Raw genomic sequence first — 15,509 nt, 5'->3', positions numbered from 1 at the left:
ACACACAGCCATGCGTTGTAATGATCACGAGCGTATATGTTCCGCGGACGTGCTGGTTGGAGCGCAGAAGACCTCAGCCGTGACCTAGACCACCGCGTAAAGATGATCCTGTCTCACTAAGTCTTGGTAGCAGGCCGGGACACGCCCGGCCCGCAAGTGCCGTCGTTACAGCGGCTGGAATTCATAAGCATCGCCTGCGCGTTTAACGCGACCCAGACCTGGTGCAGTCAGGTGGCTTCCGGCAATCACGAGGCCTTTATCTGCGGCACGGCCAAGCACCTGATGACGAGTCTGAATGGCAACTTCAGGAATACCATCCAGCGCCCAGCCCACATTTGGGTTTTTGAAGTGGATGCTGTCAGACACAACAATGTCCCCCATGATGAGAAGCTTCTCATCACCCAGATCCAGCTCCAAGCTGTTGTGACCCGGTGTGTGACCATATGTGCGAACTGCACGCAAACCGTTGCCAAAATCTTTGGTGCCGTCATGGGTCTCAATCTGGTGACCAATGATCTTAGCGATGTTCTGAATTTCGATGACCATTGGACGGAAATCTTCTGGCGCTTGTTCTGCAAAACCTTCGCGTGTCCAGAACCCCCACTCCGCTTGGTCGATGTGGATCGTCGCGTTTTCAAAGGCTGGTTTGCCATTTGCGATCAAGCCACCAGAGTGGTCGATATGCATGTGTGTGATGACAATGTCAGTGATGTCAGATGGCGCAATGCCCGCATCCGCCAAAGCCGCAGGCAAACGGCCCAGATCATCAAAACGTTGTGTCACAAAGTCACCATTACCGGCACCGCCATCGATGAGAATGATGCGGTCATTTTGGCGAACCAAGAATACGTTTGCGCCAATTTTAACTTTGCCGCCCAGCTCAGCTTGCTCCGCCTCGCTTGCGCCTAGCCACATTTGACCCGGTACGGTCAACGACCCATCGGACAAAGCAACCAATGTACCCTTGCCAAAGTCTAGAGTGCCGGATGCAAAACCGGGTGTTGCGATTGCCGCAGCCATGCCGGCAAGGCTCGTGCAGATGAAGGAACGGCGTGAAAGCGTCGTCATGTCTTAACTCCTTGATTAGAGATCGAGTTCAAGTGGGGTCGTGTCATCAGCCGGCACAGCGCAACAGATCAGCGCCTCCCCGGCTTCGGTCGGAAATTCCGGTTGATTGCGGTAGCTCACCGCACCGGATCTAATTTTGGTTGAGCAGCTTCCACAGGAACCGCTGCGGCAACCAAAGTTCGGGGTCAGCCTCTGTGTTTCGGCAAACTCCAAAAGAGTGCCGTCCGCTGGCGTCCACGTCTTCGCCGTGGGCTGGCTGACAAAGCGAACCTCGGCCTGCGCTGGCTCTTTCTGCGCGGGTTGGTCCACGATCTCCACTTTCCGCTTCAACGACGCAGGCCCAAAGGCTTCCGCCCGAATGCGCCCATCGCGCACCCCAAGCAAAATCAAAATGTCATAAGCCGCCTGCATGAAGGTCGGAGGACCGCAAAGGAAGAAATCATAGTCTGCCAAAGGCAACACACTTTGAAGTATCTCCGCGCTTAAACGGCCTTCAACATGAAATTCGCGACCCGCTTCCTCACCTTCGGCAGGGTTTTCGATCAGAGAAAGGTAGCGCAACTTCCCCTCTGTCTCTCTCTGAAGCTTGCTGAACTCACCAACAAAAGCACGCTCCGCAGTACTGGCGGCCGCATGGATGACAGTCAACGGGCGCAGATAGCGACGAGTGAACCCGTCAGACACCGCCTGCCGCACCATCGAAATCATCGGGGTGATCCCCACCCCTGCCCCTATCAGAACAGCCGCCCGCGCCTCAGACGTATCCAACACGAACTGCCCTTTTGGCGCTCGCGCTTCGATTAGATCGCCTTCATTCAGGGTCGTGTGCAGATGGCTGGAAACAATCCCCGCCGGCCGGTCCCCGCGCGCATCTTCGCGTTTCACTGAAATGCGATAGTGCGGATCAGATGGCGCAGAAGACAGTGTATAGGTCCGAATAACCGGGCGCTCCGCTCCTTCAGGTTGCGTTTTGATCGTCAGGTATTGTCCGGGTTTGGGCCTTACAGTCGCGGCACCATCTTCTGGTGCCAGATAGAAAGAGCGGATCACGCTGCTTTCATCTTCGACTTTGACCACGCGAAACGCGCGCCAATCATTGCGGCTCTTTTCTGCGGCCAACCGTTCTTGGGCCTGCTGCCAATCCCCGGTAAGTTTTGTGTTCGGAGACGCCTCCCCTGGAGCGAAAGTCAGTGGAGATGCCCCCACAAGACGATGTCCGTGATCCAGATGGAAGCGCCATGCGCGCTCTGCTCCTTGGAAAGCGGCAATGTCGTCGTCTTTGTCCAGCAACAGTTCGGCGCGTCCGACAAGCTGAATCAGATCGCCGGTTTCAAAGTCGATGAACAACAATCCCGCCTTCGGGTTCACCATGAAGTTGCCCAGAGTATTAAAGGCAAAGTTGCCGATGAAATCGGGGATCGTCAGCGTATTCCCGTCGATCTTCACAAACCCCGGATTTCCGCCTCGGTGATTGACGTCGACGCCACCATTCACGCGTTGATCATCATACGGGTTATGGCTTGCAACAAAGAAGGTTGTGGCCTTTGAAATCACCGCGCGTGATGCATCATCAAATCTGTCAAAAGCCTCACGCTTGATATCAACCGGAGCTTTTGGATCGCGGTGAAATTCCAACTCGCGCGTGTGGATATACTGCGGGCAGTTCCCGTAGGACTGCACCACATCCACGACGGCCACGCCATCTTTCGCAGAGCGCACGACGCCGTTGACGCGATTGCGACGGCGGGTTGGCAACTCAATGCCCACAAAGCTTACAGGCGCATCTTCGCCTGCGTTTTCCAAAAACGGGTCCCCATCCACAGACAGCGCGGCAATTTGCAATGTCCGGTCATCAGGTGTCGACACAAATCCAGGTTTGCCAAACAGGATCGACGCCCAAGGCCAACCGTCTTGGTCAACACTTCCCGCTATGAAAAACGGCAGCTGCGCAAAGAACTCTCGGTGCTGATCAGGCATATAAGGGCGGTGAATGAACCGACCCATCTTTTCCTGCTTCGCTTCCCGTCCCAGACGACGGTGCAGCGCAATTTCCCCAGAGTGATACGGGGAAACGTCTTTATCCCAACCTGTCAATGCCATGATTATTCTCCGCCAAAGGACCGAAGGGGCCGCCCAAAGCGACCCCGAGAAACAGGGTTATCCCGCCATCAAGTCTTCGATACGCACCATGTTTGGCAGACCTTCAATGGCCTCAACACGCTCAATCCATTTGCAGATCGCAGGATATGCAGAGAGGTCATAACCACCCTCTGTGACGCGCGCGATATAGGCGTAACACGCCACATCAGCCGCTGTCGCACTGTCACCGACCAGCCATTCTTGTTTTGACAGATGAGGTTCAAACAGAGCTTTGAACAGCGCGTCGGTTTTCGCCGTCACAGTTTCCAAATCCGCAGGCGCTCCGAAGAGTTTGATCGCACGCACAAGGAATGGACCGTTCTGGATTTCATTGACCGCCGTGGAAAGCCACTCCTGCACCTGCGCGCGTTTTGTGACGTCTTTTGGGAACCACTGGCCTGCCTCATCAAACTTGCCAGCGATGTAAGTCATGATCGCAGTGGAATCCCGCAGCACCAGATCGCCGTCAGTCAGAACAGGCACCTGACCCAATGGGTTCATAGCCAAAAATTCAGGGGCTTTATGAGCACCGGTTTTCAAATCAACGGTGACGTATTCATACTCAGCGCCAAGAAGCTCAAGCAAAGCCTGAACGCGGTGGGTGTTGCCTGACAGCGGGTGTCCGTAAAGTTTCATTGTGATGTCCTAGATGTTGAAGCCGTTGCCCGACGGTTTAACGCGCGCTATGATTTCGGGAAATCCGATGAAGTTGATTTGAACTATGGAAAATTCTGATTACCTTGCAATCGACGGCCAGCAGCTTCAAATCCTGCTGACGATTCAACAAGCTGGCTCGCTATCCGGTGCCGCGAAGATGCTGGATATGAACCAATCCACAGTCAGTTATTGGCTGGAACTTTTGCGCAAGCGCACGGGCGATCCTCTGTTTGTGCGCCAGGGCAACGGCGTTGTGGCAACCGAGCGTGCAAAGGAGTTATTTCCCGCTGCCGAAGCGGCCCTTGCGCAGCTACAGGCAATTTTTGAACCGCAGATTTACGTGCCGGAGAACGACCACGGAGTTCTACGCATCGCAACGACTGCGGTGGAACGCGCGCTCTTGATCAAGCCGCTGATCGAACATGCCATCAAAGTCGCTCCCAATCTAAGCATCGAATTACGCTCCACTGGATCGGCCCATCAAGTAATCGACCAGTTGCGTGACGGCAGTTTGGACGCGGCCATCATGCCGCCTAAGGTTGCTGAGGGTGACGGGTTGATGCGGCGGCACCTTTTTTCGACCAAGGATGTTGTTTTCTTTGATCCCAAGCATCCCTTAGAAGAAAACGACTTGGATGCGTTCTGCGCGCGCGCCCATGTGCGGGTTGGCTTTGGGCCGGATGCAGGCTTTGACATTGATCGCCGCCTTGCAAAACTTGGCCGCAAACGTAAAGTTGCGATGCAAGTGGCCGATTTTGACTCAGCGCTCGCCATGATCCGAGGTACGCCACTTATCGCCACCCTCCCTGCCCCGCTCGCACCGCCTGACCTCTCGAGCGTATCGCCACCATGGAAGCAGAATGGTTTGGATTTGGCATTGATTTGGCACACTCGTAATCAAACCTCAGAGCGGCATAGATACTGGCGTAATACGTTGACTGACATTGCGAAACCATAGAATCGTCGCGAGAAGTTATATTCAATCCACCTAGTTTCTTTCTCCGCAGCGAGTTTCGCTTTCTACTCACGATGATCGGGTAGGAGGTTTGGATTTACCTCCACGCTACTTCTGTAGGGACCTTTTCAAGACCCATTGTCAGAACGGCAATACAGTTACCCAAGCTTAGATCGCTGAGCTGATCCGTCAGGCGCCCCCACGCCGCTTTCGATCCACATATCGTGCGGAAACCCGCACGGTAAGTGCGGGCTTTACTGTTCTCACCTTGGAAGCGAACCGACATTCAAGACTTTGTTCCAAAGTAGTTGGTGGGGTGGCAAGGTGCCGTTTAGTGCGTCACTAGCCCAACTTGTAAAGCGCGCGTTTCACAAGAGGTTTCAAGTGAATCAGGAAACAGTATACATTCCGTGCTCAAAAGCGGGCGAAGGATTTATTGCATCTATGCCAAACGCGGAAGAGGCTCTGGAGTGCTACCTGTCGATCGCGCAGGCCATTGCCGGCAAAACGGACTACGAACTGGTGCTGGAAGTCTTTGCCAGCCGCCTGCGGGCGCTGATCGCCCATGACCATCTGGACATCGTGCTGCTGCACCCCTCGGGCACGCAGATCTGCTACGAGGCGCGGATGCATACCTCTTGGAGCCATACGCAGAACCCCGCCAAGCCAACCGCTGAAAGCCCAATCCGCGACGTGCTGCTGGGCAATACGCCCTTCATCCTGACGGGCGACGCCTGGACCGATGAACGGCTGCATTTCGACGGCTCTGACAGCAAGCCGCTGTTTGACGCCAATTTGCATAGCCGTATTGTTGTGCCCCTGCGTGTGCAGGGGGTGCTGATCGGATCGGTTGCAATTTCCAGCCACCGGATCGATTTCTACAACGCAGAACTGGTAGGGCTCGCGCAGGGCGCGGCGGATCTGGTGGCGGCCTATCTGTTCGCGCTGGAACGCGGCAAAGAGGCCAAGGAGGCAGCGATGGCGGAGCTTGAGGCCAACGGGCGGGAGGCGGCCCTGCGGCTGGGTGCGCTGCGGCTGACCGAGGGCATGGAGCGTGAACGGCAGCGCCTTGGCATGGATCTGCACGATCAGACGCTGGCCGATCTGGCCCGGATCCGTCGGCGGCTGTCGCGCATCGACGGCGGCTCGGCGGCGGCCCAGAAGGAGATCGACCTTCTGCAGGAAGAGCTGGATCACTGCCTCGACGAGGTGCGGGGGATCGTCGAGAACATGAAGCCGGGCGTGTTGCAGATGTTCGGTTTCGCGGAGGCCGTCGAGGCGCATCTGCTGCGCTGTCAGAAGCACATGCGCCGCAGCATCGAAATGACGGTGCAGGACGAGACCGACGACCAGATGGACACGCTGCAGGACACGGTGCGCACGGCGATGTATCGTATCGTGCAGGAGGCGGTGAACAACGCGTTGAAACATGCCGATTGCGATTGCATCGATGTGCTGATTGCCCAGCATGGCGACAGGATGGTGGTGCAGATTGATGACAGCGGCACCGGGATCGCGGAAGCCGATCTTCTGTCAAACCGAGGCATCAGCAATATCAAGACGCGGGCCGATCTGATATCGGCGACCGTGCGCTTCGAGCGGCTGCCGGCGCCGAAAGGCACGCGTGTGGAAATCAGCGTGCCAATGTCGGCTGGCGACGGGCTGCCGGTGTGACTCTGAACGCTGAAACGGAAAGGCCAGGCATGCGTCTGTTGATTGCAGAGGACGACAAGCTCCACCGCGATTTCCTTGAGAAGGTCGCGCGCAACACGCTTGCGGAACTGGAGGCGCTGACCCTGGCCGAGGATGGCGAGAGGGCGATCACCGCCTTTGACGCCGGCGCGTATGATTCCGTGGTGCTGGATCTGCAGATGCCGCGCGCCACCGGTGTAGAGGTGGCCAAAACGATCTGGGCGAAGAAGCCCGACACCAAGATCCTCTTCTGGTCGAACTACACCGAGGAAGCCTACATTCGCGGCATCACCAAGATCGTGCCCAGTGCGGCTGTCTATGGCTACGTGCTGAAATCCGCCCCTGCGGAGCAGCTGAAGCTGGCGCTGCAGGGGGTGTTCATCGCCGAGCAATGCGTGATCGATCGCGAAGTGCGCGTGGTGCAGCAGCGCGCGGGCGACAGGCTGCAGGGCCTGAGCGAGCTTGAGTATGAAGCGCTGGTGGATCTCTGCCTTGGCCTGACGGACAAGGCCATGGCCGCGCGGCGGAATGTTTCCTTGCGGGGCGCGCAGAGCCGGTTGCAGCACCTCTACCAGAAGCTGGGGTTGGACAAGGGCGATATCCCCTCTGGCGAGTGGGGGCCGACCTATAATTCCCGCACGCGGGCGATCTCGCTCGCCTTCGCGCGGGGGATCCTGAACGCCGATGCCCTGCGCAAGGAAGAAGAAAACCTGCGCGTCTGGATCGGCCGCCACCAAGGCTGAAGGCCCGCCCGAGCGCCTTTTGCGGGTTCCCGCAAATCTGCCGTGCGTCTCCGCGAAATTCCTGCGCGACTCGCCGCAGACCACCCCCCCTCCCGAGGCTTAGACACAGGACAAGGCGGCCACGCATCCGGGGCCGCGCAGCTTTGAGGCCAAGGGAGGGCGCCGATGCCATTCGTCAATATCCGCATCGTGAAACAAGTGATCGAACATGACCCGGAGGGCATCAAGGACAAGGTGCAGAGCGCGGTTACCGACTCCATCGCCGAGGCGGTGGGCATTCCGAAGGAGAACGTCTGGGTCACCTTCGAGGAGGTCGATGAAACCGATTGGTTCGCGGGCGGCGCGCGCGTGAAGGAACTGAGGGCCGGGGCATGAGCATCGAGATCCGCAAGGCGGGGATGCACGAGATCGTCGATGCCGATGCGGCACTGGAGATCGTGGCCGGGGGCTTCCTGTTCACCGAAGGCCCGATCTGGCACCCGGTCGCGCAGCATCTCACCTTCTCCGACATTCCCGGCAACACGCTCTACCGCCTTGGCGCGGACGGCAAGGTCGCGCCCTTCCGCAAGCCCAGCCACATGGGCAACGGCAACACCTATGACGCCGAGGGGCGGATGCTGACCTGTCAGCACGCCACGAGCTCGGTGACACGGACCGAAGCGGACGGCAGCCTTACCACGCTGGCCACCCATTACGACGGCAAGGAGCTGAACAGCCCCAACGACATCGTCGTGCGCCGGGACGGGCTGATCTATTTCACCGATCCGACCTACGGGCGGATGGAGTATTTCGGCGTCGAGCGGCCGCTCCAGATGGGGGCACAGGGGGTTTACTGCGTGACGCCCGATGGCAAGGCGATCACTCGGCTAGCCGATGATTTCGCGCAGCCCAATGGGCTGTGCTTCTCGCTGGATCACAAGCAGCTTTACGTGAACGACACCGAGCGCAAGCATATCCGCCGCTTCGACATTGCCCAGGACGGCGCGGCGACGGGCGGCGATGTCTGGGTCGAGGTGACGGAAGGCGAAGGCGAGGGCCACCCGGACGGCATGAAGATCGACAGCAAGGGCAATGTCTATTGCACCGGGCCGGGCGGGGTTCATGTGATCACGCCGGAGGGCGAGACGCTGGGCGTGATCCGCATGGCCGAGTTCACCGCGAATTTCGCATGGGGCGGCGCGGATCTGACGGATCTCTACTTCACCTCATCCACCGCGCTTTATCGCATCAAGGTCAAGACACCGGGCTTGCCGCTGTTCTGAGCGCGCAAGGGGTGGGCGGGCAACCGCCCGGCCTTTCGGCAACGGGTTTCGTGGCGTGTAGCCTCCCGCTTGTGCAACCCGAGATCCGTTGCCGGAACGCACGCCCCCAGCCGCAGGGCCGCCCTGCCAAACAAGGAGAGACACATGGCGCACGTGATGCCAGACCTGTTCAAGATCGACGTGAAAGGCCACGCGATCACCCATGCCCGCACCGAGATGGTGGCGCGCGGCAAGGTGGTCACGACCGACGAGCCGCCGGAGCGCGGCGGCACCAACCTCTTCGCCACGCCACTGGAGACGATGCTTTCGTCCTTCCTTGGCTGCACCAATGTGATCGCCAACTACGTGGCGGGGCTTCTGAAGATCAAGCTGCGCGGCATGGAGCTTGAGATCTGCGGCCATTTCGATACGCGGGGGGTGTTTGGCAAGGCCGAGATCGGCACCCCCTTCCCGGTGATCGAATTGCGCGTGGTTCTGGACACTGACGCCAGTGATGCCGAGATCGCCGAACTGCAGCGGATCACCGGGGAAAAATGCCCTGTTTCCGTCCTGTTGCGCCGCGCCGGATGCGAGATCCGCGAAAGCTGGGTGCGCAAGTGAGCGGGTTTGCGGATGTGCCCCGCGGAGGCTGCGGGCTTCCGCAGTTTCCGGGCGTGATCCCCCGTATCCGACCAGAGCCACTGCCTTCAGATTAAGCAACAGGAAAACCAAGCCCACAGGCCTCCGCACGAAGGGAGCGTACCGGTTGCCCCAAGGGCCCCTTTCCAAACGACGAAACATCGTCACCCATACTGAACGACCCCAGGGAGGAGACCTGACATGAAACTGATCAAGACACTCTGCGCCGGCGCATTGGCGGCAGCCGCATCGCTGGCCGCGCCGACGCTGTCAGTGGCCGAGGAAATCAACCTCAAGTACCACGCCTATGCCGGAGTTGGCCCGTCGAACCTTGCCACGCGCTGGTTCATGGACGAGGTGGAGAAACGCACCGAAGGAAGGGTCGAATTCACCCGGATCTTCGGCGGCCCGCTGGGCAAGCTGTCGGGCCAACCGGAGAACATCAAGGTCGGTGCCTTTGACATGGGCGAGTTCTCCCCCGTGTACAATCCGGGCCTCTTCCCGCTGGCTAACGTGACCTCGCTGCCCTTCATGACGGACAACCCGATGGCCCACGCGCAGGCTGGCCACGAGATGTTCAAGACTCCGGCGGTGGAAGCCGAATTCACCGCGATGAATCAGAAGTACCTGTTTCCGGGCCAGTGGGGCTCGATCCAGCTGCTTTCCCATGACCCGATCCGCACGATCGACGATCTGAAGGCCGCCAAGGTGCGCGCCCATGGCGGTGCGGCTGAGATCCTGAAAGAGCTGGGCATCACCGTGTACGGTATCCCGTGGGGCGAGCTGCCCGCCGCTGCCGAGCGCAAGGTGGTGACGGCCGCCATCATCGGCGCACCGGCGGATGCCTATGCCTTCGGCTTCGGCGAGATCTTCAGCTACTGGGACAACGTGGACTGGTTCTACTTCCCGATGCCGGTTTCCATCAACCTTGACACCTGGAACGCGCTTCCCGCTGACGTTCAAGCGATCATGGAGCAGGTCGGCAACGAGACCGTCGAGAAAGCCCGCACGCTTCTGGAGGCCGAAGAAGTCGAGGCGCGCGCGGCCCTGATGGAGCAGACCGAGATCGTCAATCTGGAGCCCGCCGAGCAGGCCAAGATGGACGCGGTGCGCGATGCCGCCTGGCAGCACTGGGCTGATGCCCGTGAGGCCGAGGGCCTGCCCGGTCAGGCTGTGCTGGACGACTTCCGCGCAATCCTGAGCAAACACGGTGGCTGACATCGCGAGCATTTGAGCCTCGCGCTATCTTCAGACCACCAGATGCGCCGCCCGCCAAAGCCAAAGAAGGCGCGGGTGGCGCAACACCACGAAGACATCACAAGAAACACCAGGATATTCGGCAAGGCTCAGCACACTCGGGACTGGCTGCGAAATGCGGTATGGGATCGGGGCTGGGGCCTTGAGAGGGGATGCGTCGATGGCAACGTTTGCAAGCAATGCCTTACTTTTGCAGAGAAAGCTGGAAGAAATCGCCTGCTATGTCTCTGCCATGGCCGTGGCGACGATGATGTCGATCACCGTGCTCGAAGTGTTCGCAAGAGCGCTTTTCCGGATCAGCGTGCCGGGCTCCTATGAATATGTGAGCCTGATGTTCGTCTACCTGATCTACCTCGGGCTTGGCTTTTCCCAACGCCGCGACGCCCATATCACCGTGGGCATCCTGTATGACCACATGCCCCACCGCGCCAAGAAGATCGTCGAGGGGCTCTATCTGCTCATCGCCTGCCTGTTCTTTGGGGCCCTCACCTGGACAAGCGGCGTTTCGGCCTTCAGCGCCTATGTGATGGGCGACACCGTTCTGGGCATCATCGAGGTCAAGACATGGTGGGCGCGCGCCGGGATCCCCGTCGGGCTGGCGCTGTTCTCTACCCGCTTCCTCATCCAGCTGATCGACCTGATCAAGAACGACGTGCTGCTCGAAGAAGCCGCCGCCGCCGAAGGCGCGCCCGAAGGCGCCGCCGTAGAAGAGACAAACTGATGATCGAGACCTTCCAAATTCCGCTCGTGCTCGGGACGGTGGCCCTGCTGATGGTCATGCGTGTGCCGGTGGGCATCTCTTTGCTGCTTTCCGGTGCAATGGGCTTTGCCTTCATCCGCGGCACGACGATCACGCTCGACACCATCGGCGGGCGGCTGTTTGACATCGGATCAGGCTACGCCTTAAGCGCCGTGCCGCTGTTCCTGCTCATGGGCCATGTGGCCGCCAAGGCCGGGATCACGCAGGACATCTACCGCGCCGCCCGCGCCTGGCTGGGGCATATGAAGGGCAGCGTCGTGTTCGCAACCACCGTCGCCGCCGTTGCCTTCGCCGCCTGTTCGGGTTCGACCACATCCTCCACTGCCGTCTTTGGGCGCGTCGCGATCCCCGAAATGCTGAGCCTGAAGGTCAACCGCAAGCTGGCTGCCGGCTGCGTGGCCACCGTGGGCACGCTGGCGGGGATGATCCCGCCCAGCATCAACCTGATCGTCTACGGGATCATCGCGCGGGAATCGATCCCGAAGCTGCTGATCGCGGGCATCATTCCGGGCCTGCTTACCGCCTTCGCCTATCTGGTCATGATTTACATTCGCGTCAGCCGGAACCCGGAGCTGGCCCCCGCGCTGCCGAAAGCCTCCATCGAGGAGCGGATGCACTCGCTCAAGGGCGTCTGGAGCTTTCTGGCCCTTGGTGGCGTCGTGATCGGCGGGATCTACGCCGGGATCATCACGCCGACGGAAGCCGGGGCCATCGGGGCCGTGGGCGCTTTCCTGATCGCGCTGCTGCGCGGGCGGCTGTCCTTCGGGATGCTGCGGGAGGTGTTTCTGGACACCGCACAAACGACTTCGGTGATCTTCATCATCCTCGTTGGTGCGCTGATCTTCTCGTCCTATCTGGCGGTCAGCGGGGCCTCCGGCGCGGTATCGCAGTTCATCCTTTCGCTTGATATGCCGATGATGGGGATCGTCTGCATCTATGTGCTGTTGCTCTTGGTGCTCGGCTGCATGGTGGATCCGGTGTCTGTAATGTTCCTGACGGTGCCGATCTTCGTGCCGCCGCTGGTGGCGCTGGGGGCGCATCCGATCTGGCTGGCGATCGTGATCGTCAAGACGCTGGAGATCGGTCTGATCACCCCGCCCGTCGGCCTGAACGCTTTCGTGCTAAAAGGCGTGGTGCCCTCCTTCTCCCTGCGAGAGATCTTCGGCGGGATTTGGTGGTTTCTGCAGGTGGAGGTGATCACCCTGGTCCTGATCATCATGATCCCGGCGATCGCCACCTTCCTGCCTGAGCTTGCATATTGAGAGGTCTTAATACATGAACCACCCAATTCCCAGTTTCAGACCCACCACGCCACGCAAACATCATTCGCATGGGGACGAGGGTCATGAAGCGAAGGCTTTGTCACAAATCTCACCAGAACCAGCGCTAATCGGCATTGACTGGGGCACCACGTCGTTGCGAGCCTATCTGATTGGTGCAGGCGGCGAGGTATTGGATAAGGTGGCATCGTCACGCGGCATTACGAGTGTCCCGGATCGTGCATTCGATAGTGTCCTGAACCAGCTCATCGCCTGTTGGAGCACCTACGGAGGGCTTCCGGTCTTGGCCTCCGGGATGATCACAAGTCGCAATGGCTGGGTTGAGACACCCTACTCCCGACTTCCGCTCGGTACTGTCGGCCTGGCGCAAAGCCTTGTTCCCCACCATACTGAAAGCCGGATGAATATACATTTCATCACCGGGGCTGTCATAGATCACGCTTCGGGTGCGGATGTCATGCGCGGAGAGGAAACCCAAATCATCGGGGCGCAGGCATTTGGCATGTCCGACGGGATATTCGTCATGCCAGGCACTCATAGTAAATGGGTTCGTGTATCTGCAGGCAGGATAGAGGACTTTGCAACCTACATGACCGGCGAAGTCTTCGCTGCCTTGAAAGGACACACAATTCTGGGTACCTTGATTGGAGACGGACCATTCGACCCTGAAGGATTTGCTCAGGGCGTCTCGTGTGGTCTTGCCAGAGAGTCGTACCTCCTGCACGATTTGTTTCGTGTCCGGACATTGCCTTTGCTGGGTCGCATGGCGGGAAATGCTGTCGCCGATTTTCTGTCTGGTATGTTGATCGGCGCGGAGGTCAAGGCTGCGCAAATTCGGGGCGACACAAATGAAACCATTACAATCGTCGGCCGCTGTGATCTAGCGGACCGATACGAGACAGCGTTAAAAATCGCCGGCAAAACGAGCCAACGCCTCTCAGAGGACACAGTAGCGCATGGACACTATTTGATTGCGCGGGCAGCGGAGATAGTCAATGTGTGAGCTTTCTGTAGCACTCGCAAAAGCGCCGTTGATCGCCATACTTCGCGGCCTTAAGCCCGAACGAGCGATCGAGACCGCCGAGACGCTTGTCGAAGCGGGATTTCGGGTCATCGAGGTGCCTCTCAATTCGCCCTCACCACTGGAATCCATCGAACGGATCGCCCGGCGGTTCGGGGACACGGTACTGGTTGGAGCTGGAACTGTTCTTTCGGAACGTGATATGTATTCGGTGGCTGATGCAGGCGGTCGCGTAATCGTAGCTCCGAACATGAACCCAGCTCTTGGTTCTGCAGCGGTGGCGAAGGGCCTTACCTGGTGTCCAGGTGTATTGACACCCAGTGAAGCCTTTGCGGCACTTGAAATCGGAGCTGGAACCTTGAAGCTTTTCCCTGCGGAAATGATCCCGCCGTCGGCAGTGACAGCAATGCGCGCTGTCCTGCCAAAAGGTGCTCAGCTTGTCGCTGTTGGTGGGATAACTGCGGACCGGATGACCCAATATCGACGAGCCGGAGCCAATGCATTCGGGCTTGGTTCTGCTCTCTTCAAGCCAGAGTATTCCATAGAAGACGTTGCGCAACGCGCCAGAGAATTCGTCGATGCCGCTTTGGCGTTAGAGAGATGATGGTGAATGTGGTGGTCCCTTAACACTTAGATAAGGTCTTGACTGATATTGTGGGTGGGGCCAGCACCGTGGTCTGATGAGCTGTTTTGTGCAAGAGCTCATCAATGAATTCTCGACGTGCATCATGGCCCTATTGCCGCAAGTTTCACGTAGTAGGCGCCCACGATGCAAGGGGCTGTTCAAGCCAAACCGTACTGTAGGCAACAAGACCTGCTGCCTGCCATGTTTTTCTAATCATTCAAGCGCGACTTGCATTCTTTTCGAAGTCTCGGAACCCTTCGCGAAGAGCGTCTGCGAGGGCGCCAACACGGCGAGGTTGAGCGCGACCCGGCGGGAACATGACTTGTAGTGGATTCGGAGCCGCGGCGAAATCTTCAAGAAGGGCCACCAACCGGCCAGCTGACAAGTCTATTCTGACATCAAGCTCGGATTTCAGAATGATGCCATGGCCTGCCAAAGCCCAGCGGCGTACCAGATAGCCATCATTGACGACTTTGTCGCCCCGCACCGTAACCTCCTGTGCCGACGCGCCGGTTCCGAAGCGCCATACGTTATCCAGGCTGCTGCCGAACCTCATGATCAGACAGTTGTGGCCTGTCAGATCAGCTGGTGTTTGCGGAGTGCCATGTTGTTCCAGGTAGGATTGCGCGGCGCACACGATACGACGATAGCTACCGATCCTGCGGGTCCGCAAAGAACTGTCGGAGATCGAACCGAACCGCAAGGCCAGATCAAATCCCTGCCCCACGATATCGACATAGCCGTCAAACAAGGACAACTCGACCGAAATCGCGGGATGGTTTTGTGAAAATCGCTCGACAATGTCGGACACAATACTGCGCCCAAGGTCGACCGGAGCACTGATGCGGATCGGCCCCGAAAGCGTATCCGCGCCATGCCTGATGCACGTTTCAAGATCTTCGATCTCGGCCAGCACCGACTTTGCACCGTCGAGCAAGGTCCGCCCTTCTTCTGTCAGGCTGAGCGAGCGTGTGGTACGATTGAATAGCACAACGCCGTAGTGCGCCTCCAATGCGGCGAGTCGTTCCGACACGGTGGTACTCGACAGCCCGACTTCGCGGGCGGCGGCAACAAGGCTTCCCTTCACCGCGATTACCTGGAACAGGCGAATATTGTCGATCAACATTGAACGGATTTTCCGGATTGTATGCCCGTTTCTAGGCCGTTTATCCGGTAGGGGCAAGCGGCTAGGTTAGATGCACAGTGTTCAAACGCGAAGGAACATACCATGACCAAGCTGACCATCGTCGCAAACATCCATGCGAATGACGACAAGATCGACCTCGTGAAAGCCGAGCTTTTAAAGCTCATCCCGATCACCCGCGGCGAAAAGGGGTGCATCAACTACGACCTGCACCAGGACAATGAGAACCCCGCCCATTTCACTTTCTATGAAAACTGGGAAAGCCGCGATTTGTGGCAAGAGCACATG

The 15,509-nt window shown here is 58.7% G+C and carries 16 protein-coding genes; 12 read left to right on the top strand and 4 right to left on the bottom strand.

Annotation, left to right across the window (positions count from 1 at the left end; genetic code table 11):
- Nucleotides 1-165: 165 nt before the first annotated feature.
- Genes CLV78_RS20830 through CLV78_RS20820 form a run of 3 tightly spaced genes read right to left on the bottom strand, consistent with a single transcriptional unit; the run spans nucleotide 166 to nucleotide 3,843 of the window.
- Nucleotides 166-1,068, bottom strand: a complete 903-nt coding sequence (locus CLV78_RS20830; RefSeq protein ID WP_106207683.1) for an MBL fold metallo-hydrolase — start codon at nucleotides 1,066-1,068, stop codon at nucleotides 166-168.
- Nucleotides 1,069-1,083: 15 nt separating this feature from the next.
- Entirely contained in the window at nucleotides 1,084-3,168 is a 2,085-nt protein-coding gene (locus CLV78_RS20825) for a 2Fe-2S iron-sulfur cluster-binding protein (RefSeq protein ID WP_106207681.1), read from the bottom strand.
- Between the two features lie 57 nt (nucleotides 3,169-3,225).
- Nucleotides 3,226-3,843, bottom strand: coding sequence for a glutathione S-transferase family protein (locus tag CLV78_RS20820; protein ID WP_106207679.1), 618 nt, complete (start codon nucleotides 3,841-3,843; stop codon nucleotides 3,226-3,228).
- Between the two features lie 85 nt (nucleotides 3,844-3,928).
- On the opposite strand from CLV78_RS20820, the gene CLV78_RS20815 reads away from it, so the two are divergent.
- From CLV78_RS20815 to CLV78_RS20765, 11 genes are all read left to right on the top strand, one after another.
- Nucleotides 3,929-4,822 carry a LysR family transcriptional regulator gene (locus tag CLV78_RS20815; RefSeq protein WP_106207677.1) on the top strand — a complete coding sequence of 298 codons (894 nt, stop codon included), beginning with the start codon at nucleotides 3,929-3,931 and terminating at the stop codon, nucleotides 4,820-4,822.
- A 441-nt stretch (nucleotides 4,823-5,263) separates the two neighbouring features.
- Nucleotides 5,264-6,493 carry a GAF domain-containing sensor histidine kinase gene (locus CLV78_RS20810; protein WP_106207675.1) on the top strand — a complete coding sequence of 410 codons (1,230 nt, stop codon included), beginning with the start codon at nucleotides 5,264-5,266 and terminating at the stop codon, nucleotides 6,491-6,493.
- 29 nt (nucleotides 6,494-6,522) lie between these two features.
- Nucleotides 6,523-7,254, top strand: a complete 732-nt coding sequence (locus CLV78_RS20805) for a response regulator transcription factor (RefSeq protein ID WP_106207673.1) — start codon at nucleotides 6,523-6,525, stop codon at nucleotides 7,252-7,254.
- A gap of 165 nt (nucleotides 7,255-7,419) precedes the next feature.
- Nucleotides 7,420-7,629, top strand: a complete 210-nt coding sequence (locus tag CLV78_RS20800; RefSeq protein WP_106207671.1) for a tautomerase family protein — start codon at nucleotides 7,420-7,422, stop codon at nucleotides 7,627-7,629.
- The gene (locus CLV78_RS20795) at nucleotides 7,626-8,516 is read left to right on the top strand and encodes an SMP-30/gluconolactonase/LRE family protein (protein WP_106207669.1); all 891 of its coding nucleotides are present in this window, start codon (nucleotides 7,626-7,628) and stop codon (nucleotides 8,514-8,516) included. The genes CLV78_RS20800 and CLV78_RS20795 overlap by 4 nt, the downstream gene beginning before the upstream one ends.
- Before the next feature lie 144 nt (nucleotides 8,517-8,660).
- Complete coding sequence (locus CLV78_RS20790) at nucleotides 8,661-9,116, top strand: OsmC family protein (protein WP_106207667.1); 456 nt, start codon at nucleotides 8,661-8,663, stop codon at nucleotides 9,114-9,116.
- Between the two features lie 219 nt (nucleotides 9,117-9,335).
- Nucleotides 9,336-10,352: a TRAP transporter substrate-binding protein DctP gene (dctP, locus tag CLV78_RS20785; protein ID WP_106207665.1), complete on the top strand. Its 1,017-nt coding sequence runs from the start codon at nucleotides 9,336-9,338 to the stop codon at nucleotides 10,350-10,352.
- 199 nt (nucleotides 10,353-10,551) lie between these two features.
- The gene (locus CLV78_RS20780; RefSeq protein ID WP_158263622.1) at nucleotides 10,552-11,112 is read left to right on the top strand and encodes a TRAP transporter small permease; all 561 of its coding nucleotides are present in this window, start codon (nucleotides 10,552-10,554) and stop codon (nucleotides 11,110-11,112) included.
- Nucleotides 11,112-12,413, top strand: a complete 1,302-nt coding sequence (locus tag CLV78_RS20775) for a TRAP transporter large permease (protein ID WP_158263621.1) — start codon at nucleotides 11,112-11,114, stop codon at nucleotides 12,411-12,413. The genes CLV78_RS20780 and CLV78_RS20775 overlap by 1 nt, the downstream gene beginning before the upstream one ends.
- Before the next feature lie 13 nt (nucleotides 12,414-12,426).
- Nucleotides 12,427-13,434, top strand: coding sequence for a 2-dehydro-3-deoxygalactonokinase (locus CLV78_RS20770; protein WP_211301046.1), 1,008 nt, complete (start codon nucleotides 12,427-12,429; stop codon nucleotides 13,432-13,434).
- Entirely contained in the window at nucleotides 13,427-14,056 is a 630-nt protein-coding gene (locus CLV78_RS20765; RefSeq protein ID WP_106207657.1) for a 2-dehydro-3-deoxy-6-phosphogalactonate aldolase, read from the top strand. The genes CLV78_RS20770 and CLV78_RS20765 overlap by 8 nt, the downstream gene beginning before the upstream one ends.
- A 238-nt stretch (nucleotides 14,057-14,294) precedes the next feature.
- On the opposite strand, the gene CLV78_RS20760 is transcribed toward CLV78_RS20765, so the two are convergent.
- Nucleotides 14,295-15,203, bottom strand: coding sequence for a LysR family transcriptional regulator (locus CLV78_RS20760; protein ID WP_106207655.1), 909 nt, complete (start codon nucleotides 15,201-15,203; stop codon nucleotides 14,295-14,297).
- Between the two features lie 102 nt (nucleotides 15,204-15,305).
- Here CLV78_RS20760 and CLV78_RS20755 point away from each other — a divergent pair.
- The coding region (locus CLV78_RS20755) for a putative quinol monooxygenase (protein WP_146136743.1) at nucleotides 15,306-15,509 on the top strand (204 nt) is incomplete at its 3' end.

It is taken from the genome of Aliiruegeria haliotis, assembly GCF_003003255.1.
Taxonomy (GTDB): Bacteria; Pseudomonadota; Alphaproteobacteria; order Rhodobacterales; family Rhodobacteraceae; genus Tropicimonas; species Tropicimonas haliotis.
Note: the sequence above shows the minus strand (reverse complement) of the source record. Positions and strands in the feature narration are given on the sequence as shown.

Excerpts from the sequence above, each read along its gene's own strand:
- CLV78_RS20825 (WP_106207681.1), bottom strand. The coding sequence starts at position 3,168 with ATGGCATTGACAGGTTGGGATAAAGACGTTTCCCCGTATCACTCTGGG.
- CLV78_RS20770 (WP_211301046.1), top strand. The coding sequence starts at position 12,427 with ATGAACCACCCAATTCCCAGTTTCAGACCCACCACGCCACGCAAACAT.
- CLV78_RS20775 (WP_158263621.1), top strand. The coding sequence starts at position 11,112 with ATGATCGAGACCTTCCAAATTCCGCTCGTGCTCGGGACGGTGGCCCTG.
- CLV78_RS20820 (WP_106207679.1), bottom strand. The coding sequence starts at position 3,843 with ATGAAACTTTACGGACACCCGCTGTCAGGCAACACCCACCGCGTTCAG.
- CLV78_RS20795 (WP_106207669.1), top strand. The coding sequence starts at position 7,626 with ATGAGCATCGAGATCCGCAAGGCGGGGATGCACGAGATCGTCGATGCC.
- CLV78_RS20805 (WP_106207673.1), top strand. The coding sequence starts at position 6,523 with ATGCGTCTGTTGATTGCAGAGGACGACAAGCTCCACCGCGATTTCCTT.
- CLV78_RS20790 (WP_106207667.1), top strand. The coding sequence starts at position 8,661 with ATGGCGCACGTGATGCCAGACCTGTTCAAGATCGACGTGAAAGGCCAC.
- CLV78_RS20830 (WP_106207683.1), bottom strand. The coding sequence starts at position 1,068 with ATGACGACGCTTTCACGCCGTTCCTTCATCTGCACGAGCCTTGCCGGC.
- dctP (WP_106207665.1), top strand. The coding sequence starts at position 9,336 with ATGAAACTGATCAAGACACTCTGCGCCGGCGCATTGGCGGCAGCCGCA.
- CLV78_RS20760 (WP_106207655.1), bottom strand. The coding sequence starts at position 15,203 with ATGTTGATCGACAATATTCGCCTGTTCCAGGTAATCGCGGTGAAGGGA.
- CLV78_RS20765 (WP_106207657.1), top strand. The coding sequence starts at position 13,427 with ATGTGTGAGCTTTCTGTAGCACTCGCAAAAGCGCCGTTGATCGCCATA.
- CLV78_RS20780 (WP_158263622.1), top strand. The coding sequence starts at position 10,552 with ATGGCAACGTTTGCAAGCAATGCCTTACTTTTGCAGAGAAAGCTGGAA.
- CLV78_RS20815 (WP_106207677.1), top strand. The coding sequence starts at position 3,929 with ATGGAAAATTCTGATTACCTTGCAATCGACGGCCAGCAGCTTCAAATC.
- CLV78_RS20810 (WP_106207675.1), top strand. The coding sequence starts at position 5,264 with ATGCCAAACGCGGAAGAGGCTCTGGAGTGCTACCTGTCGATCGCGCAG.
- CLV78_RS20800 (WP_106207671.1), top strand. The coding sequence starts at position 7,420 with ATGCCATTCGTCAATATCCGCATCGTGAAACAAGTGATCGAACATGAC.